At 65.0% G+C, this 18470-nt stretch carries 17 protein-coding genes; 14 read left to right on the top strand and 3 right to left on the bottom strand.

Annotation, left to right across the window (positions count from 1 at the left end; all coding sequences use genetic code 11):
• Positions 1–12: 12 nt before the first annotated feature.
• The 10 genes from ACX9NE_RS26770 to ACX9NE_RS26725 all read left to right on the top strand — a co-directional run bounded on the left by ACX9NE_RS26770 (position 13) and on the right by ACX9NE_RS26725 (position 13524).
• Positions 13–1071 carry a hypothetical protein gene (locus ACX9NE_RS26770; RefSeq protein WP_459370884.1) on the top strand — a complete coding sequence of 353 codons (1059 nt, stop codon included), beginning with the start codon at positions 13–15 and terminating at the stop codon, positions 1069–1071.
• Between the two features lie 109 nt (positions 1072–1180).
• Positions 1181–1762 carry a hypothetical protein gene (locus ACX9NE_RS26765; RefSeq protein WP_459370883.1) on the top strand — a complete coding sequence of 194 codons (582 nt, stop codon included), beginning with the start codon at positions 1181–1183 and terminating at the stop codon, positions 1760–1762.
• Between the two features lie 49 nt (positions 1763–1811).
• On the top strand, positions 1812–2180 hold the full coding sequence (locus ACX9NE_RS26760; protein ID WP_459377744.1) for a hypothetical protein: 369 nt from the start codon (positions 1812–1814) through the stop codon (positions 2178–2180).
• A gap of 2 nt (positions 2181–2182) precedes the next feature.
• Complete coding sequence (locus ACX9NE_RS26755) at positions 2183–6040, top strand: transglycosylase family protein (RefSeq protein ID WP_459370881.1); 3858 nt, start codon at positions 2183–2185, stop codon at positions 6038–6040.
• Complete coding sequence (locus ACX9NE_RS26750; protein ID WP_459370880.1) at positions 6037–7728, top strand: DUF7257 domain-containing protein; 1692 nt, start codon at positions 6037–6039, stop codon at positions 7726–7728. Before ACX9NE_RS26755 ends, ACX9NE_RS26750 begins: the two co-directional genes overlap by 4 nt.
• Before the next feature lie 59 nt (positions 7729–7787).
• Positions 7788–9515: a hypothetical protein gene (locus ACX9NE_RS26745; RefSeq protein WP_459370879.1), complete on the top strand. Its 1728-nt coding sequence runs from the start codon at positions 7788–7790 to the stop codon at positions 9513–9515.
• Positions 9516–9530: 15 nt separating this feature from the next.
• Positions 9531–10379 carry a hypothetical protein gene (locus tag ACX9NE_RS26740; protein ID WP_459370878.1) on the top strand — a complete coding sequence of 283 codons (849 nt, stop codon included), beginning with the start codon at positions 9531–9533 and terminating at the stop codon, positions 10377–10379.
• Positions 10379–12511: a DUF7257 domain-containing protein gene (locus tag ACX9NE_RS26735; RefSeq protein WP_459370877.1), complete on the top strand. Its 2133-nt coding sequence runs from the start codon at positions 10379–10381 to the stop codon at positions 12509–12511. Before ACX9NE_RS26740 ends, ACX9NE_RS26735 begins: the two co-directional genes overlap by 1 nt.
• An 11-nt stretch (positions 12512–12522) precedes the next feature.
• Positions 12523–13200: a hypothetical protein gene (locus ACX9NE_RS26730; RefSeq protein WP_459370876.1), complete on the top strand. Its 678-nt coding sequence runs from the start codon at positions 12523–12525 to the stop codon at positions 13198–13200.
• 195 nt (positions 13201–13395) lie between these two features.
• Positions 13396–13524, top strand: coding sequence for a hypothetical protein (locus ACX9NE_RS26725; protein WP_459370875.1), 129 nt, complete (start codon positions 13396–13398; stop codon positions 13522–13524).
• Here the strand turns inward: ACX9NE_RS26725 and ACX9NE_RS26720 are convergent.
• The gene (locus ACX9NE_RS26720) at positions 13521–14057 is read right to left on the bottom strand and encodes an NUMOD4 motif-containing HNH endonuclease (protein WP_459370874.1); all 537 of its coding nucleotides are present in this window, start codon (positions 14055–14057) and stop codon (positions 13521–13523) included. The genes ACX9NE_RS26725 and ACX9NE_RS26720 overlap by 4 nt on opposite strands.
• 36 nt (positions 14058–14093) lie before the next feature.
• Between ACX9NE_RS26720 and ACX9NE_RS26715 the strand changes: the two genes are divergently transcribed.
• Genes ACX9NE_RS26715 through ACX9NE_RS26700 form a run of 4 tightly spaced genes read left to right on the top strand, consistent with a single transcriptional unit; the run spans position 14094 to position 16680 of the window.
• On the top strand, positions 14094–15590 hold the full coding sequence (locus tag ACX9NE_RS26715) for a glycoside hydrolase family 19 protein (RefSeq protein WP_459370873.1): 1497 nt from the start codon (positions 14094–14096) through the stop codon (positions 15588–15590).
• Positions 15587–16021 (top strand): hypothetical protein, encoded by a 435-nt coding sequence (locus ACX9NE_RS26710; RefSeq protein WP_459370872.1) that lies wholly within the window; start codon positions 15587–15589, stop codon positions 16019–16021. Before ACX9NE_RS26715 ends, ACX9NE_RS26710 begins: the two co-directional genes overlap by 4 nt.
• Positions 16018–16386, top strand: coding sequence for a hypothetical protein (locus ACX9NE_RS26705; protein WP_459370871.1), 369 nt, complete (start codon positions 16018–16020; stop codon positions 16384–16386). The genes ACX9NE_RS26710 and ACX9NE_RS26705 overlap by 4 nt, the downstream gene beginning before the upstream one ends.
• Before the next feature lie 6 nt (positions 16387–16392).
• The gene (locus tag ACX9NE_RS26700; protein WP_459370870.1) at positions 16393–16680 is read left to right on the top strand and encodes a DUF7427 family protein; all 288 of its coding nucleotides are present in this window, start codon (positions 16393–16395) and stop codon (positions 16678–16680) included.
• 113 nt (positions 16681–16793) lie between these two features.
• Here ACX9NE_RS26700 and ACX9NE_RS26695 read toward each other — a convergent pair whose 3' ends face one another.
• Together ACX9NE_RS26695 and ACX9NE_RS26690 are read right to left on the bottom strand one after the other, a co-directional pair.
• A complete protein-coding gene (locus tag ACX9NE_RS26695; protein ID WP_459370869.1) occupies positions 16794–17447 on the bottom strand; it encodes a DUF732 domain-containing protein in 654 nt (217 codons plus the stop codon).
• Positions 17448–17473: 26 nt separating this feature from the next.
• Positions 17474–18394 (bottom strand): tyrosine-type recombinase/integrase, encoded by a 921-nt coding sequence (locus ACX9NE_RS26690; RefSeq protein WP_459370868.1) that lies wholly within the window; start codon positions 18392–18394, stop codon positions 17474–17476.
• Positions 18395–18470 lie beyond the last annotated feature (76 nt).

The raw sequence follows: 18470 nt of genomic DNA, 5'->3' as shown, positions 1-18470 counted from the left end.
GAAACGAACACCATGGCACAACCAGCTAGCGGTGTCAGCTTCAAAGCCGCCGGGCTTGCCTACCTGAACTCACTGTTGGTCCGTCGCGGCCCCCAGTGGTCGGTTGCGGTGCGCGACTACGGCGGCTCGCTGACCAACATCAGCCCGGGGAGCTCCTTCGCGGCTCCGTTCGCTCAAGACGGCAACTGGCGCGATGACTTCTACGCCATCGTGAAGAACGCCGACGGGCAATGGGTGTACAACACCGAGCCCAACCTCGGCTTCTACCCGGTCGGGTACATCCACCCCGACGGCGTGGAGCGCGCCCCGAAGATCGACAGCGACCCGCTGGAAGGGCTGCAGTCCCTCGACCCGGTGCGCGTGGACATGCAGAAGCGCGACAAGACGCTGATGTTCACCCCGCTTGAGCAGAATCTGGTGGTCGACGCGCTGCGGTTCAACCTGCCGCTCGTCAACGTCTTGGAGCGGGCCGCCACCGGCGAAACCTACTTCGCCGGTGAGTCGACCGACGACCTGCCGCTGCGCCGCCAGGTGTTCGTGTTCCACGAGGACAAGCAGGGTGGCCTCGTTGCCCGCAATGCCTTCCCGTTCCCGCGCTGCGTCCTGACCGACCTCGGCTCGGAGAAGGGCAACAAGAAGGATGCCGACGCGGCGAAGTTCACGTTGTCGCGGGAGGTGGACCCGTATTTTGTTGACGCGAACGGTGTTCCGCTGCTCGATGGCCGGTGGTCGGCGGGCACGATTCACGACCAGAACCAGATTCCGGGCCTGACGTTCACTGGCACCGCGCCGGTGGGTGACGCCCCCACGGCCACCACGGCGACGATCGTCATCCCGGCGCCGCTGGGTGGCACCTCGCCGTACACCTACGCCACGGCCAAGTCGGCATCGGCGGCCATGACGAGCCCGTCGGCGCCGACGGGCGGCACCACGCCCGTGCTGGCCAACGGCCTGCTCACGTTCACCCTGAGCGGCCTCACCACTGGCACCACGAGCTACTACCAGATCACGGCGACCGACTCCGATGGCAAGACCTGCAAGTCGGCGGTTGTCTCGATCACGCAGCCGTAGCGCCCCCTGATCGACCCCGGCGGGCTCGGGTCGGCTGCGCCCGCCGGGGTTCCCCAAAACAACGCCGACATCTGTTATTTCCCAACACAATAGAGAAAGCAGCCGACCAATGACACAGCCGACCCCTGCCTCCGAATCCGCTCCCGCCGACGACCCGAACGCCAACGCCGGCCGGATCGCGACCGACCAGGCCACCGAGTACGACGCCAGCATCTTCGCGTGGACCACTTTGCGGTTCGACGACGGATCGTCGATGCAGATTCCCCCGCAGCCGAGTTTGCGGCAGCTCGATGACGATTGCCTTGCGGCATATGACCGGCTGATCGTCGAGTCCGAGTCCTACGACCGTGAGGTCATCGAACTCCCCGAGCGCACCATCAAGGACGATGACGGCAACGAGATGACGCTGCCCGCCGAGACCAAAGAAGGACCGTACCGACAGCCCTACCGCAAGGACGGGGTTTTACTGAGCCCGCCGTGGGAGGTGCAAGAGGTCCAGGCTGCCATCGGGCCCGAGCAGTACGAATTTCTGCGGTCGAAGATGATCGACGGCCGCCGGGCTGGTGCGGGCGATGTGCGGCGCATTTGGAGCGAGCAGGGTCTGCGACTGATGGAGCGCCAGAAGCGCGACTCGAAAAGTGCTGACAGCACAGGCGATTTGGCGCCTGTGGCCGCGGCAGATAGCGAGTGATCTGCAGCGGTTCTTCGGCCTCGACATAGCCGATTGGCACCAGGGCCGCATGAGCAGTTACAAGCTGCTCGAGCTGTTCGGCGCGCGGATTGTTGACAACCCGGCCAAGAAGGTCCGGACGATCCACATGGACTTCGCGCCTGATAACGGCGCCGTGGCGAAGGCAATGCGCGGCGGCGAAGGTACGGAACTGGTGCAGGCGGTGCGCCAAATCGCGAATGAGGCAGCGGTGTTGAGAGCGGCGTACGTGCCGAATGCCGATGCCTCGCAATATGGCTCGGGATTCTTCCTACCCCCGTCGATTGCGCGACAGAACCAGGCCGAGCAAGAGCGCATCCGCGCCGAACGCGAGCGAATTCAAAACGAGCCGGGTAGCGGCATGTCCGCGATGTGGACCCAGCGAGAGGAGGTGACCTGAGCATGGCCCTGAGTGTCGACATCGTTGCCAAGTTGGACGAGCGCGCGGCTGCGGCTGCGGCGACCCGCCTGAAGAACGAAATGACCCGAGCCGGGGCGGTATCCGGCGAGGCGTACACGAAAGCGCTCAACGACGCGGTCGAGAAATACAAGATCTCAGCCGACCGAATCACCAGCGAGCTCGAAAAGCAGTTCACCAGCCACGGCCAGCGGGCCGCGCAGGGGTTCGGCACCGGGTTCAGCGCCCAGCTCGCCCGCTCGCTGCCGGGCGTGAGCGGATTCTCCTCAGCCATGTCCGGTTACGAAGGTGCGGCGTCGAAGGCTGGTGCCCTCGCCGGCCGCGCGCTCGGCATGGCGTTCACCACGGCCGCGGGCGCGCTAATGGGCGCCGGTGCGTACACGCTGTTCAAGGGCTTCGAGCGCTACGAGACGATCAACGCGGCCACGCACCGGCTGCAGAACCTGTCCAAGACGATGCAGGCCGCCGGCCAGACGGGTCTCGACGTCGCCGCGATCATGAAGACGGTCAACGACGTCGTCCTGGGCACCCCGATCGGGCTCGACAAGGCCATGGGCGCTGTGACGGTGGCGCTCGGTTCCGGCATCAAGCAGGGCGACGAACTCAAGCGGTACTTGACCGACATCGCTGACGCCGCGGGTTATTCCGGGCGCAGCTTCGAGGAAATCGCGCTGGTATTTGGCCAGGTCCAGGCCAAGGGCCGCCTCATGGGCGAGGAAGTGCTGCAACTCGCTGAGAAGAACATCCCGGCCGCCGCGTGGCTCAAGGACACCTTCAAGCTCACCGGCGACGAGTACGAGCGCATGCAGGAAAAGGGCCAGATCAGCCTCAAGGCCCTGCAGATCGCGATCGAGCAGCACGCCGGCGGCCAGGCCAAGGCGATGGGCGAGACGATCCAGGGCGCGATCAGCGAAGTGCAGTCGTCAATTTCACGCGCGGGCGCGAACTTCCTGGCCGCGATCTTCGGCAAGCCCACCGACCAGAACAACACCATGGTCGAGGCGCTCAAGAGCATCAAGGACCGCCTCGACGAGATGGGCGCGTGGGTGACCGCCCACCAGCAGGAGATTCACAATTTCTTCAAGAACGCCGCCGAGACCGCTCGGGAACTGGGGCGCGTATTGGGCGAAGTCCTGCGATACCTGGGCGAACACGAGGGCGCTATCAAGGCCGTCGCCATCGCCTTCGGGACATGGAAGGCCATTGACGGCGTCGCGTCCCTGATCACCAGCCTGCAGACGATCTCGACGCTACTGTCGACGACCCTGCCGGCGTCGGCGAGCGCCGGCGCGGCCGGCATGACCGCGGCGCTAGGCCCGATCCTGGCCGAGCTGGCCACTGCCGCAGCCCTGTTCAACCTGCACGGCTCTGCACCGAGCCCCAACATCGGCCCCGGTGCCGACGACCGCCAGGCCAAGCTCGACGCGGGCAAGAAGTACTTCGACCAGAACCACCAGATGCCGCCGGGCTATCAGCAGTGGCTCGACGGCAAGGGCCCGATGCCGTCCGAACTGGGCCCCTTCTATCGCGGCAACGTGTCGGGCGTCCCACTCTTCGACTCACAAGGCCGCCCACTCAAGGCCGATGGAACGCCGTTCGGACCGACAGCCCCCGGCCCGTATGACCCGCGCATGCCGAAATCGACCGCGCCAGGCACCCCGGGCGCTCCGGCGCCGGGGACGCCGGGCTGGGACAACAGCAACCCATTCCTGTCGCCGCGAGAAAAGGGCGGCACACACCTCCCCAAGGCTCCCGTCGTCCCCTACGACACGACCCTGCCGCCCGGGTTCGACAACCTGCCGATGTCGGCATCGCTCTACAGCGCCGAGTCGAGCTACCTTGACAGCAAGCACAAACTGGCCGAGAAGCGTGCGCGGCTTGAGCAATTGGAGCACGACGGCACCGCCACTGAGCAGGATGTCCTCGACGCCCGCAACGACGTCGTCACCGCCGGCCGCGATCTGCAGCAGTCCGAGATGCGGCTGTACGAGGAACGCGCGTCGATCTTCGGCAAGCACAACAAGCAGATCAAGTCCTGGCTGTCCGAACTGGGCGACATCGGCGCGTCCCTCGATCAGGACTTTGGCATCTCCAAGGGCCTGGCGGGCATCGCGGAGAACATCACGAAGTTCATTGCCAACCTGGCAGCGGCGCCGATGCTGGGCAAACTCGCCGCGTCGCAGATGGTCGCGGGCTACAAGCCGGGCGAGGCCGGCTCGGGCCTCATGGGCATGCTGGCCGGACAGGGCGCGTTCGGGCCGCAGTACCAGATCCCCGGCAGCATCGCGCAGGGGATGGCCAAGGCGGGCGGCGGCGCGCTCAACTGGGACGCGCTGGCCGCCAAGGAATCCGGCGGCAACTGGGCCGCCAACACCGGCAATGGCTACTTCGGCGGGCTGCAGTTCGACCTCCCGACATGGAAGGCGTACAAGCCCGCCGGCGCACCGGACAACCCCGCGCTGGCGACGCGTGAGCAGCAGATAGCAGCGGGCATGGCTGGAATTCAGGCCCGCGGCGGCCCGCAGTCCCTATGGCCGCAGAACTGGCAGCAACTCGGCGGCGGTGGCGGCGGTGGCCCGCTGGGGCTCACCGGCGGCGGACTCGCGACCATGTTCGGCGGCGCGGGCTACAGCACTGGCGGCGGCGGCATTCCCTACGGCCTGCCCGCCGGGTCTAACAGCGGCGGCTACGGCGGATCGGGCGTGCAGTTCCCCGACTGGGTCAATGCGCTCGGCGCAGCGTTCGGCGTTAAGCCGAGCACCTACGGCGGCCATCAGGAAGGCGACCGGCAAGAGGCGGGGTTTGCGCCCAACCCCAATCATCTCAACCGTGGCATCGACTGGTCGGGCTCTGTCGAGAACATGCAGCGATTCGCCGAGTACGTGTCTTCGGTGCCCGGGATGGAACAAGTCATCTGGCAGAACCCTGGAACGGGTCAGCGGATAGGCATTGCCGGCGGTCGCGATGTCAGCGGCACGGGCTACTACGCAGGCGATTACGGCGGCCACCAGAACCACGTGCACACCCGGCAGGCGACGTCGATCCCACTCCCCGGCGGCATGATGCCCGCAGGGTTCGGCGGCGGCGACGTCGTCCTACCCGGCGGCGGCGGTTTCGGCGTGCAGCCCGCCGGCTTCGGCCAGGGCGGCGGCGTCGGTAGCGGACTCGGCGGCGGCGGTGGCGCATCGGACATCCACGGCTGGGGCGGCGCCCCGGGTCCAAGTGGTGGCCCCGGGCCGGGTCTTCCGGGCCTGCCTTCGACGTCCAACCCGACCAGTATCGGCGGGGTAGGGCAGCCACAGGGCAAGGGCGGCGGCGGAATCGGCCCGGGCGGCCTCTTGTCGGGCGCGATCAACTCCGCAATCTCCGCGGCGGGCATGGCCGGTGACGCGTTCGCCCCCGGCGGCGGGCAAGCGGCGGCCGCAGCAGCGCAGGCTGTGATGCAGCTCGTCAACCGCGGCATCCAGTTCGGCAGTCAAGCCGCCGGCATCGGCGTCCAGGGCCTGGCCGAGACGTTCCTACCGGCCGGATCAGATCTGGCGACGAACAGCTGGCTCACCAAGATTGCGGGCGGCATCGCGGGCGCAACCCCCATGCTGCCCAACATCGCGGGCAAGGGCGACGACAGCTCACCGACGCCCGAGCAGGTTGTCGGCCAGGGCCAGGGCCTCGACGGGCGCCCGGCCGGACTCCCCGACCCAGCAGCAGCGGCGGCGGGCAACACCGACAACAGCAAGAACGTCAGCATCACGAACAACAACACGTTCAACGCCGCGAACTACAACGAGAACTCCATGGCCAACAGCATTGCCTCGGCACAGCAAGCGTCGTACACGCGATGACCAATCTCGACGAGGTGGTCCGCTACCCGGCGGGCATCACACCACACGGCGAATACCACCTACTCAACGGGCAGATCCCGTCGATGCACTTCCACGCCCACGACGGCTCGATCGACTTCCGTATGCTCGGCGGGCTGGCTGCGCCGTACTGCGACCCCAAACAGCCTGCGGCACTGCTCAAGTCGCTCAAGGGCCTGATCGCGCCCTGGCAGTTCGTCGACCAAAAAGGCGCCACCCAGCACGGCGTGACGACGGTGGCCAACCTGTTCGACCCGATCGAGGTCACCGCCGAACTCGAGCTGATGGGCGATGACCGCAAGGCGCTGCGCGAGCTGGTGCGCGCGTGGATTGCCAGCAACGAGCACATGAAGACCGGGGAGCTGTCGTTCATCACACCAGAGCTGGGCCGCTGGTGGGCGCCGGTGCGCTGGTACAAGTCCCCGCCGAACTCGATCCTGTTGGCGCTGCTGCGCAATCAGCCGTTCACGCAGGTGTGGCGGGCGGATAACTCGTTCTGGCGCTCCTACGACAGCATCGACTCGTTCACGTTCCTCTACAACTCCGACGGCGACCCGTTCGACTACCTCGCAGGCCCGGGGCTGGGCGCCGGATGGGATGTCGTGCACACCGGACCGGGCGGCGGCTTCATCTTCGCCGACGGCCAGGCGCGCTGGCAGGACGATCCCGAGGACCCGGTTTTGACAAACGGCCGCTCTGCGGTCTGCCGGCGAGTCGGGTTCGAAACCGTCAGCGACAACCAGGTTGTCAGCATCGTGCTGGGTTCATTTCCTGAGTGGTCATTCCCCGACAACGCCTGGAATGAGATCTGGGCGCGGATGGACGACGACACCGGCCAGAACGGCATCCGCGCTCAAATCGGCATCGGGTGGTGCCGCATCTCCCTGGTGGTTGACGGCCTCGAAATCACCCTTCGTGAGCGTCCCCTGATCCTGCCGCCCGGCCCTGGTGACAAGTGGACGCTGGTCGTGGGCTACGAAGGCAACCCCCGGCTGTATAAGTTGCTGCGCAACGACATTGCGGTAATCACAGCCGTTGAGCCAAACAACGGCTCGCACATCGGGGCCGGCTACCGCGGTGCTGGGTTCGGCATGCACGCGGGCGCGGCGATCCTCACCCAGGCCACGCCCGCCTCGGTTGCCCTGTGGACCGTTGGGGACAACAACACCGTCTCCCAGTCGGGCCACATCAAGCTGACCAACATCGGTGACCAACCAATGCCGCCGCGCTACACCTGCTTTGGGCCCGGAACGTTCAGTTTCGCCAACGGTCCCGGTAGTACCGAGTTCGTCCAGTTCGGGCCACTGCTGAACAACCAGGTGATGCAGGTGCGCACCGATCGCGAACTGCGGCCGGTGGTGGATATGACCTCGGTGCCGCCGTCGCCGCAGGAGCTCAACCAATGGCAGAAGGCGATCAACGATTTCATCAATTTCGCCACCGCGGGCAACGTGCCGCCGATTCTTGAGCAAATCAAGTCCATGTTCGGAATCATGCCGCCGCAGGGCCACCCGTACAGCCTGCTTTCCGGATCGTTCACCAACCCGATCCCGCCGAAATCGCCCGGGAAACCTGCCCAGACGTACAGCATCGCGGTTGCGATCAACGGGGGGAACGCCGACTCGATGATCGTCGCGTCAGGAACCCCATTGCGGCGGTACCCGCTCTAAATGGCACTCGGCAGCAGCCGGCCCGCACCCCGCGGAGCCGGCCATAAGGGCATGGGCTGATGGGCGCCCGCGAGGACCGCGCGGCCGAGATTGCGCGGCTGAATCAGGAGTTGTCGTACGGCACCTTGGAGCAGCGCGCCGCCGCGGCCGACCGGTTGTCGTACATCCACTCCGAAATACCCATCGAATTCGAGCATTACGTCAGCGACAAGCTCTGGAAGCGGGTCGGCCAGATCGGCGGCGACCTCATGGAGGGCTTCGGCACCGACCCGCGCAACAACGTCCCGACGATGATGCTCAAGGTCAAGGGCAGCTCTGATCTCGTCGAGCACTTCATGGGATGCCGCAACACCCTGGTCGGCCTCGAGGTCGAGGTGGGCGGCCTGACGTTCGCGTTCTATCTCAAGAAGCACGAATGGGCGTACGAAAAGGGCGCTTACACTTCATCTTTGGAGTGCCGCGGCATCTGGGACATTCTGAATTACCTGCAGATCTGGCCGGTTTGGTGGATGCCGCTGATATTCCAGCCGTTCTCGCACGCCATCTTCATCGGCCCGCTGGTGACGGTGATCGAGAGCATGATCTCCGAGTGCGCGCTCCGAATCCAGTCTGGCCTATGGGAATTCGTCAATAACCTGACCTCGCTCAACCTGGATATGCGCGCATGGTTCGGCACGCTGCTGCAGTCCAACGGCAACATTTTCACGATGCTCAAAACGCCCATCTATGTGGTGCGCACCAACCCGTTCTTCGACACAAGCCCGCTGTATGCCCGCACGGTCCGGATGCAGTCGTGCGGCGCGGTTATCACCGACATCACGCGGCCGTACGGCGTCGACGTCCGGATTGACCTGTGGCGGCCGGGCATGCCGCAGCCGGACCCGTGGGCGAACCTGACGCAGCCGACTTATGTTGTGCGCGTTACCGATCGCAGTCAGGTCACGGGTCCGACCAAAACCATCCTCGACTCGGTCCTGCGCACGGCGGTCGACTTCGCCGGATCGCTGGGCCTCGCCGGCCTGTTCGCCCCGTTGTTCGGCCCGCAGAACCAATGGGCGCCGCAGGGTGTGTACGTCGCCCCCCAGCTCGGGCTGAACTTCGTGCGCCCGCTCGTAGTCGTGGTGCTGCCTCGTCCGGGCGAGGACGACCCACGCACTCCGGTGTTGTCGGCCAAGATCTTTGACCACACACCGATGGGCTGGCAACACATCATCGGCGGAAAGAGTCCGCGCTGGCTCAACTCGCTAATCAACGCATTTCTGAGCTGGATCATTGATTCAATCATGATCCTGATCGGGATCTCGGGCATTCCCGGCGACCTACTGTCGGGCTTCCTCAACGACAGCCTGATGGCCTTCCAGATGCTCGAATTGTACGACCGCAGAAACGAAATGGGGCCGTACCACCCGGGCATCGAGGTCTTCACGCCGACCAACTCGGCGCCGTACAACATCGAAGCGATTTTCGCCTTCATCAATGCGATCTGGGACACCCGCGGCTTCACATCGGCGCAGCTCGTCCTACGCCATGGCTCAGTGGTGGCGCTCGGCCGCGACGTCGCCCGCGGCGGCCTCATGTCGGTGATTTACAGCTCGCCCACGGGCCCGCAGCGGATCTTTACCGACTACATCGAAATGGCGCTCTGGAAGATCAGCCCGACCGAGCGCGACCTGTTTTTCCAGATCGGTGACGGCAAGGGCGAGGAAGCCCCCCTGGCTCGCCAGCAGCGCCTGATTACCGGCCTGCAAGAGGCCCTGAACGTCGTGACCATCACCCCCAGCCAATGAGACGGGAGAACGCAGTTGCCTGTTGAGCCGTGGCCAACCGTTGTTGTTGGCGGAAAAGAATATTGGGAAGTTGACGGCAAGTTTCGCGTCGCGAAAGAGTCGGACCCCAACGCCCAGGTGCTGATCCTCATTGGCACGCCGAATGGGGGCATTGCGAACGTCGGGCCGCTCGTCAAGGGTGACCCCGGTCAGCACGCGGAGATTGACGAGACGATCGACTTCACCGCGCTTGAGCCCGAGGACCCCACGCCGGATTCGATGTCGTGGACGACGATCACCCCGCCGGACGATGACACCCCTGGCGTGTACCGGCTTGTTGCTGCGCTGCACAAGGGCGCCAAGGGCGACGACGGCGACACGGTGCTGGACCCCAACGACTTCGACACTCCGCTGGCCGGCCAGATCCTCGTGGTCAACGACGCAGTCGACGCCTTCGTGCTGCAAAACCAGAAGATCGCGACCCGCCACCTGCCCACGGCGTTCACGAGCGTGGCAGATTCGTCCGGAAAGGCCACCGTCGCAACCGTTTCCATCCCGGCCAAGACGCACGATTACCGCGTCATCGTCGCAGCACAGGTGATCGTCACCGGTTCGTCCGGCCCCAACGTCTCCGTGGACTTACTGTGCCGCATGGGCGATGCCGTCACGGGCAACGTCGTAGCGCGGTGCTTCGGTGTCGGTGGCGCCCAGGACCGGCTGACCATCGTGTCGTCCTCGCCCGCGAACAGCAACGACGCCTTCGACAAGGTGACAGCCGGCAACGCCAAGGACTTCTATCTGCGCACCGAGCGCGCGTCGGGCTCGGACAGCTACAACGCGAGCGACTCGACCATGCTCTATGAAGTCTGGGCGATCCCGGTCTGATGACTGAGGCACCCGACTGGGCGCTTGCTGTCCCCGCGGTGGGGGTGCACAACCCCCCCCCGCGCGTCCCCGGGCCAGATCTGCTGCAGATCACCTGGCAGCAGATGCAACAGGTCATCTCCGGCCTGGTCAACGAGTTCCTGCGCCAGGTGGCCGTTGCGCTCGGCGCCATCGAGATATTCGGCTTCCACCCGTATCAGGCGCTGGTGGAGATCGGCGAGAGCATCGCGGCGGCCAAGGCGAACTTTGACGCGCTGCTGTCCGGACTATCGGTGCCCGACATCGGCGGCGTTCTAGGGTATTTCGGCAACCTCGGCGTGACCGGCCTCTACAACGCGGCCGCCGGATTCGGCAACCTCTCCACCTCGCTACTCAAGAACCTCACGCCCACGGGCGGGAACATCGGCCAGTTCGACGCCTCGGCGCTGGCCGGCGCGCTGAACACCGCGCTCACCTTCGGCGGCACGGCGCTGTCCACGCTGCTGCAGTACCTCAACTCGGCAGGCCAGTTCGCGGCGTCCGCACTCACCGGCGGCATGAACGGATCGGTAACCCTCGGCGGCGTCACACTTTCCACGCTGGTGACCAACATCAACAGCAGCGGACAACTGCTCGCCTCGGGCATTACGGGCGCACTGGGCACCGGCCTGACGGTCGGCGGGGTCACCCTCGGGACGTTGTTCACCAATATCAACTCAGCCGGTCAGATCCTGGGCTCAGGCATCACCGGGGCGATCAACACAGCCGCCACACTCGGCGGCACCCAACTCGGCACGCTGGCGACGAACTGGAACGCCGCGGTCACGGACGTGAGCGCAATCATCACCAACGCGGGGGAAACCCTCGCGGCCAACGCGGGTGCGGCAATCCTGGCGGCGAATGAGGCTGCTGCGGACATTGGCCAGGCGGTGGAGGATGCTGCTGCGGGTGCGGCGGCGGCGGTGGGCGCGATAGGCACGCAGGTCTATACCGGATTCGCGGGCCTTATCAATGGCATCTTCGGCGGGCTCATGGGCATGTCTCCCCCAGCTGGCGTCAGCCAGGCACAGGCGGGAGTGGCGCTCGCTGGCGTTACGACCAATGTCGTCGGTAATGCGACGGCCATCATGGCGATACAAGAACAGGACGCCGCTAGGGCGGGATTAGTGAGTGCGAAGTTCAACTTCGCCGACTACCCAGACGGGGCACTTCCTGCCGATTTCAGCCTCACGGTTGACAATTACGCTGGCGCGTCTTCCCCCGGTTCAATAGTTATTCAGGATGGCAGGGCCGTCTTCTCTCCTGGTGGCTCTGGGTACGCCTCTCTGGCTGTCGCCAGGTACACGACTGCGATGACAACGGACTATCAGGAGATTTCTTGGACTTCGACGGGCGACCCGGTATTTGCTCGCCATGCATACCTTCGCGCAAATTCGGCATTCACCACGTTCCTGCGGGTCACAATAGGTACCTCTGCTATTGATTTTCGGACCGTGTTGGCGGGGGTTCAGACAGCAATAACAAGTTATTCGTACACCTTTAAGCCGGGGGCGAGATACACGCTGAAGGCGGGCGATCTGCTGGACAAGTACACAATTTACCTTTTCGAGAACGACAGGTTGGTCCGTTCATTCACTGATTCATTAAATCTGCATCAGGTGGGGGCGTCGTACCGCTACGGGGCAATCGGGATTTTAGGACTTAACGATGGGTCGGTGCAGGACTACGGGGTTGATTCCGTATTGATAGCCGACCAGCTGTTCCAACCCGGCCCACCAGCAGCGGCGTATGTCTCCACCTCGCAGACAACGACATCCACCACCTACGCCGACCTCGCCACCACCACCGACACCGTGACGGTCAACGTCGGTTCGAGCGGGATGGTAGCAGTATTCATCTACTCCAATATGCAGAACACGGGTAACGCCGGGATCTGGACGAGCTTCGCCATATCAGGAGCTACAACCTTAGCTGCGTCAGACTCATATGCCGTTGAATACAGCACGCCGGGTGCCGGGTGGGAAGCCAGAATTGGTTCCCCCTTTATTGTGCCCAACCTCAACCCCGGCTCGACAACATTCAAGATGAAGTACCGAGTTAATGCCGGAACTGGGAGCTGGAAAGACCGCCGCATTTCCGCCATACCACTCTAAGGAGCACCCCTTTGCCACCAATCACCGTTACCCGCACGGTTGAACAGACCTTCACCGCCTATGAGGTCACCGACGACAACATGTCCGACATCTGGGCGCTACTTCGCGTCGGCCAGGAGTCCGGGGACTTCATCCTGAAACCCCTTGGGGTGCCGAGAGAAGACGGCACGTACGGCACACAGGTCGTCATCACCAAACGTGACGGCACAGATCTCGTTGCCCACGAGGGTTATTGGATCTTGGTGTCCGACGACGACATCACGGTTGTCGACGGTCCGACCGCGACCGCAAAGTTCCGCGCCACCGACAAAGCCAAAGAGAAGCTGCGCTGGCAGGCCACCAAGACCGCGCCCGACGCCAGAATCCGTGACGGCGCAGTATCGGTCACGTTCAAGTCACCTACCTCGCTCAACGCGCCGTTCACCTACTCGGTTGCCCTGACGGGGCCGGACGGGGAGCAGCGACTCACCCCAACGCCCGAGACTGAGGTCGACAAGCAGCAGGGGGCACTGGTCAAAGGGCTGAACGTCACACTGGCCCTTGGTAATCAAGTCCCCGGTGACCACACCGCCATCGTCACGGTCACCGATGTGCATGGGCGCACCGCCGCCTCGCAGCCGGTGGCGTTCACCGTGCCCGAGCCCGAACCTGAGCCTGAGCCAGAGCCCGAGCTGGACCCGCAGCTATGACCTGCCGCACCTGCCGCCCGCTGCGACACACCCTGCGCAGACATGCGGGCGTCAGCCTCCTGTACGCCATCACCCGACTGGCACGCCGATGATCACCGTCCCACCGTGGGCCACCGCCGCAGCAGCCGCGCTCGCACTGGCCGGGATCATCGCCGTCTGTAAATGGTTGGGCGACAACATGAAAGAAGGGCACAAATGAAAGCCAAGCTCGCGAAGTTCCTGCTCGTCCAGGTCATCCGGTACCTGCGTGACCACCCCACGTTGATCCCCGGCGAGGTGGACGACTGGCTGGTCAAGCAGATCGCAAACGCACTCGGGGTCTAACGTGCCTGCCGGAGCCTTTTCCGGGCAAGGTGCTCCCGGCCGCGCCGACGCCCACACTCTTTACATAGTCGGTGACCATCTGGCGAAAGCCGCAAATTGTCGCCAGACAGCGGATGGCCATGCTTGCAGTGAGTCTTGTTAACTTGCCAGTGTCGCCCGTTGCGCACTGCGTCGTAGCTGTTCTGACTGCGAGTTCCCCATGAGAGATTCCCGATGTGGTTGTTCGCCGGATTGTCATCGGCATGACGGGCCATCAATCCGGGCGGACATGGGCCAACGAAAGCTTCAAGTACGAGGGTATGGACCTTGCGGTCGACGCGGCCCTCTAGGACGACATGCAGGTGGCCAGTCTCCTTGTGGCGGCCCGGTTTGATTACACGCCCCTTGAGCCGTCGCACACCGGGTACCCCAGGTTCTTGCGGCCTCCAACGAGATCCGTTTCGCGCCTCAATGATGCGGTCCAGCGACCGAATCAAGCCAGTATCGCTCACCTCATACCGACCCTCGAATCCGACAACCGGGCGCCACTTCATAAACACAATGGTACTACCAGATCGGGTATACAGCGTATGGGTTTTCGCACCGCTTACGGAAACACACACTCCGAAAACGGCTGGCCAATGGTCGATCAAGGCTCATGCCAATGGATTACGGTCCCCGGCACCGACGTCCGGCTGCAAATCCAGCAAGGTCAACCACTCGCGATCCTTCGTGCTTTCGCCGCCGACTTCAACACCTACGTAGAACCACTCCGCGACGCCGACTCGGCGTGCTGGACCCCCACAAACGAAGTCGGCAACTCAAACCACCTGTCGGGCACTGGCATGGACCTCAACTGGAACGGAGCCGACGGCCGTACCTTCCGCCTCGGCATCCCGGAGTCCGTTGCCTACCCTGGCGACAAAGCACGCAAGCTGCGCGAGCTGATCGACTTCTACGAAGGCATGGTCTTCTGTGGCGGCAACTGGGACATCCGCGACTGGATGCACTTCCAACTCGGCGGCAACACCTGGAACAACCCGAAGACCGGCGACTTCGTCAAGCGCAAGGTCCGCGCCGACGGGTACAGCACGTTCCGCCGCGGCGCTGCCCCGCCGTCCGACCCCGATGCCGGCGGCGGACGCCCTCTCCCGCGCGATGAGAGCGCGGCGGGCGCCCTCTCCCGCGCGATGGGCGCCCGCCTGTCGTTGGACCGCTACCGCCAGCTACTCCCGGCCGTCTCCGCGTCGCTGAAAGCCTGCGAGTGCACCACCGTCGACCGGATCGCCATGTGGTGCGCGCAGATCGGGCATGAGTCCGGCGGGCTGTACTACACCGAGGAGATAGCCAGTGGAGCCGCATACGAGGGCCGCGCCGACCTCGGTAACACCCAGCCCGGCGACGGCGTCCGGTTCAAAGGCCGCTCGTGGATCCAGATCACCGGCAGAAGCAACTACACCCGCCTCTCGCAGTGGGCGGCCAGCAAGGGCCTCGTGCCCAACGCGTCGTTCTTCGTGGACAACCCTGCAGCGTTAGCCGCCGACGAGTACGCCGGCCTCGGCGCCGCATGGTACTGGGTGGTCGCCCGCCCAGACATCAACGCACTCTCCGACCGCCGCGACCTGGAAACCGTCACCCGCCGCATCAACGGCGGCACCAACGGGCTGGCCGACCGCCGCGACAGATACAACCGCGCCCTCGCTTTGGGCGAGCAGCTCCTGACCTTGATAGGTGGTGACGATTTGTCCGCAGACGCCGAACGCATGATCCGCGAACTATGGGAGACCTACGTGGACCGCAAGTACCCGTCGCAGTCCATCTACGCCACTCCCGGCGAGGGGCCACGGTGGAAGCTCTGGGAGCAGGTCCGCAACCTCGACGGCATGGAACACCCCCGCTACGTTGAGGACGCAGCCCGGCTGGGTGACTTCCGCGAGCTGGCCCGCATCGCACTCGTCGCCACCGGCCGCGGCGCTACGACCGACCCGTACGTCGTTGCTCGAGCGCGCCAGTTCATGACCGAACTCGAGCGCGACAACCCCGACATGCTCAAAGCCTTCATCGCAGCGAACGGAGCCCCCCAGTGAAGTTCAACGTCCCCATGCCCGTGCGGTTCGTCCTGGCGTTCCTCGGGCCCGCGCTGGCCGCAGGTGCCGGAGAGAGCGGCGACTGGGCCACCCTGAGCACCGGCCAGCTCGTCTCCATGCTGCTCGCCGGGGTGATGGGTGCCGGTGCGCTGCTGGCGCCGTCCGGCAAGACCGCCCCGAATGACAAGGCGGTCGCCTCCGTGCAAGACGTGGTGACCAAGACCGCCGAAGCCCACGAGAAGCTGACCACGCAGGCTGTCGAGTCGATCGAGCGCGTCAAGGCCGCTGTCGGGGACCTCGGCACGCTGTTGCCGGTGCCCGCGATCACGAACGTGCTCAACCAAGTTCCGCAAGAGGCGTGGCGGCAACCGCTCGGCCCGCTCGCGCAGCAGGCGATGGAGATAGCGCAGGGCCTCGGCGGCCCCCGATGATCGCCCTCGCCGAGTCCGTCTCCCAGGCCGTCAACACCTGGCCCGCCGTCGCCCTGGCCGTCGTCGGTGTCGTCGGCGGCTGGGGGACGCTGATCATCAAGGTCTGGGCAGAGGGGCGCAAGAGCGCGGCCACCCAGGCGAAGGTGGCGAAGATCGAGGAACAGGTCACCAACGGCGGCTCGAACCTCGCCGCGACCGTAGGGCAGGTCAAGTCGATGCTCTCTGACCAGCGCGAGGATATCGCGGGCATTCGCAAGGACATCGGCGGGATACGTGGGGAGATCCGCGAAGAGCGTGAGTCTCGCGTCGACCTAGCCCGCACGCTGGAACAACGCCTCAAGCACCTGGAACGGCGCGGGGCGTGACCTCCGGTGAACACCGCGCAGCGCCAGATCCTGGCCATGCTGGCAGACCTGATCACCTACGAGGCCGAGCACCTACGCGACGGGATGCTGATCACCGACGAGTGCCGCCGGGTCACCGCGCGCTGGCCGGTCGCCGGGCGCGTGGTCATCCTGGCCGCCGGCGCGGTGGTCATCGGGCACCTGGCCGACGTCGTGCCCTACCGCTACGACCTGCTGGCGCAGAAGTTCTGGGCGGCGCGGCGTCTACCCCGCACTAGACAGGCGTGGCAACCCCGCACTGACCTGCGCGAATAGTAAACGGGTGAGAAATTCGCCCCGTAAACCTACACCGCCCCCGCCTGACCTCCCCCGCTCCGAGGTCAGGCGGGGGCGGTTTTGGCGTTTCCTGGGAAGGTGCGGTGTCCCCTTTACCGCCCGAGGTACTCGGGGCAGTACGAGGAGATTGCCGCGAATACAATCATGAGAGCCTGGAAGTGGGGCATTCCTGGGATATCTCGCATCACAGACGCGGCCTCGCTCTCAGAATTGGAACCTCGCGCCATGTCTTTGCAGACCAAGTGGCCGCTTGATATCGCCCATTGCACGTCCGTGATTGTTACCCCCGCTTGCTGTACCTGGGCCAGGTACTTCGCGTCCGCGCTGGGTCCGCTGGGCACTGGCGGCACTAGGTGCTCGGCAGGCGGGACCGGCGGCAGCGTCCACGTCTCTGGCTGGGCGACGGCCTCCGTGGGCGCTGCGGTGACCGAACTGGGCGCGGCGGTCGGCCCCGTCGGAACCACCACGACTTCTGTCAGCTCCGCGAACCACTGCCGATCCACCAACGTCACCGCCCCGGCGACCGCCACGCAGGCAGAGAACACGGCCAGGGCATTGCGGCAGACCGCGCGCCACGGTGCCGGCTCCACTGGAAGCGGCACCGGCGGAACGGGGGTCAGGTCGCCTAGCTCCGGCTGTTCGGATGACCAGGCCAGCTCGGCCGCCTGGGTCGGCGCAAGATCATCCAGCACCACCGAGGTCTCGACAGCCTCTACCGCCGCAGTCTCGTCGACCACCTCGGCCATGTGGGCATGGTAGACCCGCTGGCCGACTAGTGGGAAGGTATCAGTTCTGGCTTGCGTTTCCGGTAGCTTGCCGCCGCCTCGGCCACCGAGCGGACCTCCTGGGTCGACACTGCCGTGTACCGCTGTGTCGTGGCGACTGACGCGTGGCCAAGCGCTTCTTTGACGGCGACGATATCGCGCGTGCCCGCGTAACCCCGGGTGGCGAATCTGTGCCGCAGCTTGTGCATGGTCCACCCATCCGGCATCAGGTTGGAGATCACCGTCCCAACCCAACCGGGGCTGATATGTCCGTCGATCTGGCCGGGAAACAGGTAGTCGTGGCGGGTGCAGTAGTTGCGGATCTCGGCGGCAAGGTCGGCTATCAGCGGCACGACGCGCTGCCTGCCGCCTTTGCCGTGGACAAGAATAGACCAGCCGTTACCATCATGCAGCAAATCACTTGAGTGACACACGGCTACCTCGGCTCGCCGCATTCCGGCCTCGCCGGCGAGTCGGGCCATAAGCCTCTCGCGGGGGCCAGCTGCCGCGAGCAGCTCGTCCCAAACATCATCGGGCGCAGGCCGTGGCCGGGGCGTTGGTGGCGGCACGGAGGGCAGTAGCTCCGCTGGGTTCGACTCACAGACGCCGTTGAGTATCGCCCACTGGTAGAAGCTGATCAGGCTGGCGCGCACGCCTTTGCGGTGCTCATTTGACCATTGCTGGGCGCTGCACAGACCGATGATCATGTTGATGGTGAGTTCGCTTGGACCGTTGGTATGGGACCGGCGGGCTATACTGCGCAAGTGGTCTCGGCGCAACTTGATCGTCCCCTCGCGCCGACCGGCCACCCGAAGCCAGACCGCCCACCCGTTGATAGCGTCTTCCCACTGCTTCGGCAGTAGGGGTACCTGATTCCTCATAGCGAACATCATCTCTACCGATCTAGCAAAAGCCAGAATGTTCGACATTTTGTGACCATATGGTTAGCTGGCTCATAGAAATTTCACGCAGCGTGCGGCATGTCGGTAAGCTCACCTACCGGTT

The organism is Mycobacterium sp. ML4, assembly GCF_054515735.1.
This window is presented reverse-complemented; position numbering and strand designations above follow the sequence as displayed.

Coding starts and splice junctions, on each gene's coding strand:
- ACX9NE_RS26705 (WP_459370871.1), top strand. CDS start 16,018: ATGATCGCCCTCGCCGAGTCCGTCTCCCAGGCCGTCAACACCTGGCCC.
- ACX9NE_RS26695 (WP_459370869.1), bottom strand. CDS start 17,447: ATGGCCGAGGTGGTCGACGAGACTGCGGCGGTAGAGGCTGTCGAGACC.
- ACX9NE_RS26770 (WP_459370884.1), top strand. CDS start 13: ATGGCACAACCAGCTAGCGGTGTCAGCTTCAAAGCCGCCGGGCTTGCC.
- ACX9NE_RS26725 (WP_459370875.1), top strand. CDS start 13,396: ATGAAAGCCAAGCTCGCGAAGTTCCTGCTCGTCCAGGTCATCCGGTAC.
- ACX9NE_RS26715 (WP_459370873.1), top strand. CDS start 14,094: ATGGGTTTTCGCACCGCTTACGGAAACACACACTCCGAAAACGGCTGG.
- ACX9NE_RS26750 (WP_459370880.1), top strand. CDS start 6,037: ATGACCAATCTCGACGAGGTGGTCCGCTACCCGGCGGGCATCACACCA.
- ACX9NE_RS26760 (WP_459377744.1), top strand. CDS start 1,812: ATGAGCAGTTACAAGCTGCTCGAGCTGTTCGGCGCGCGGATTGTTGAC.
- ACX9NE_RS26765 (WP_459370883.1), top strand. CDS start 1,181: ATGACACAGCCGACCCCTGCCTCCGAATCCGCTCCCGCCGACGACCCG.
- ACX9NE_RS26735 (WP_459370877.1), top strand. CDS start 10,379: ATGACTGAGGCACCCGACTGGGCGCTTGCTGTCCCCGCGGTGGGGGTG.
- ACX9NE_RS26690 (WP_459370868.1), bottom strand. CDS start 18,394: ATGTCGAACATTCTGGCTTTTGCTAGATCGGTAGAGATGATGTTCGCT.
- ACX9NE_RS26755 (WP_459370881.1), top strand. CDS start 2,183: ATGGCCCTGAGTGTCGACATCGTTGCCAAGTTGGACGAGCGCGCGGCT.
- ACX9NE_RS26720 (WP_459370874.1), bottom strand. CDS start 14,057: ATGAAGTGGCGCCCGGTTGTCGGATTCGAGGGTCGGTATGAGGTGAGC.
- ACX9NE_RS26745 (WP_459370879.1), top strand. CDS start 7,788: ATGGGCGCCCGCGAGGACCGCGCGGCCGAGATTGCGCGGCTGAATCAG.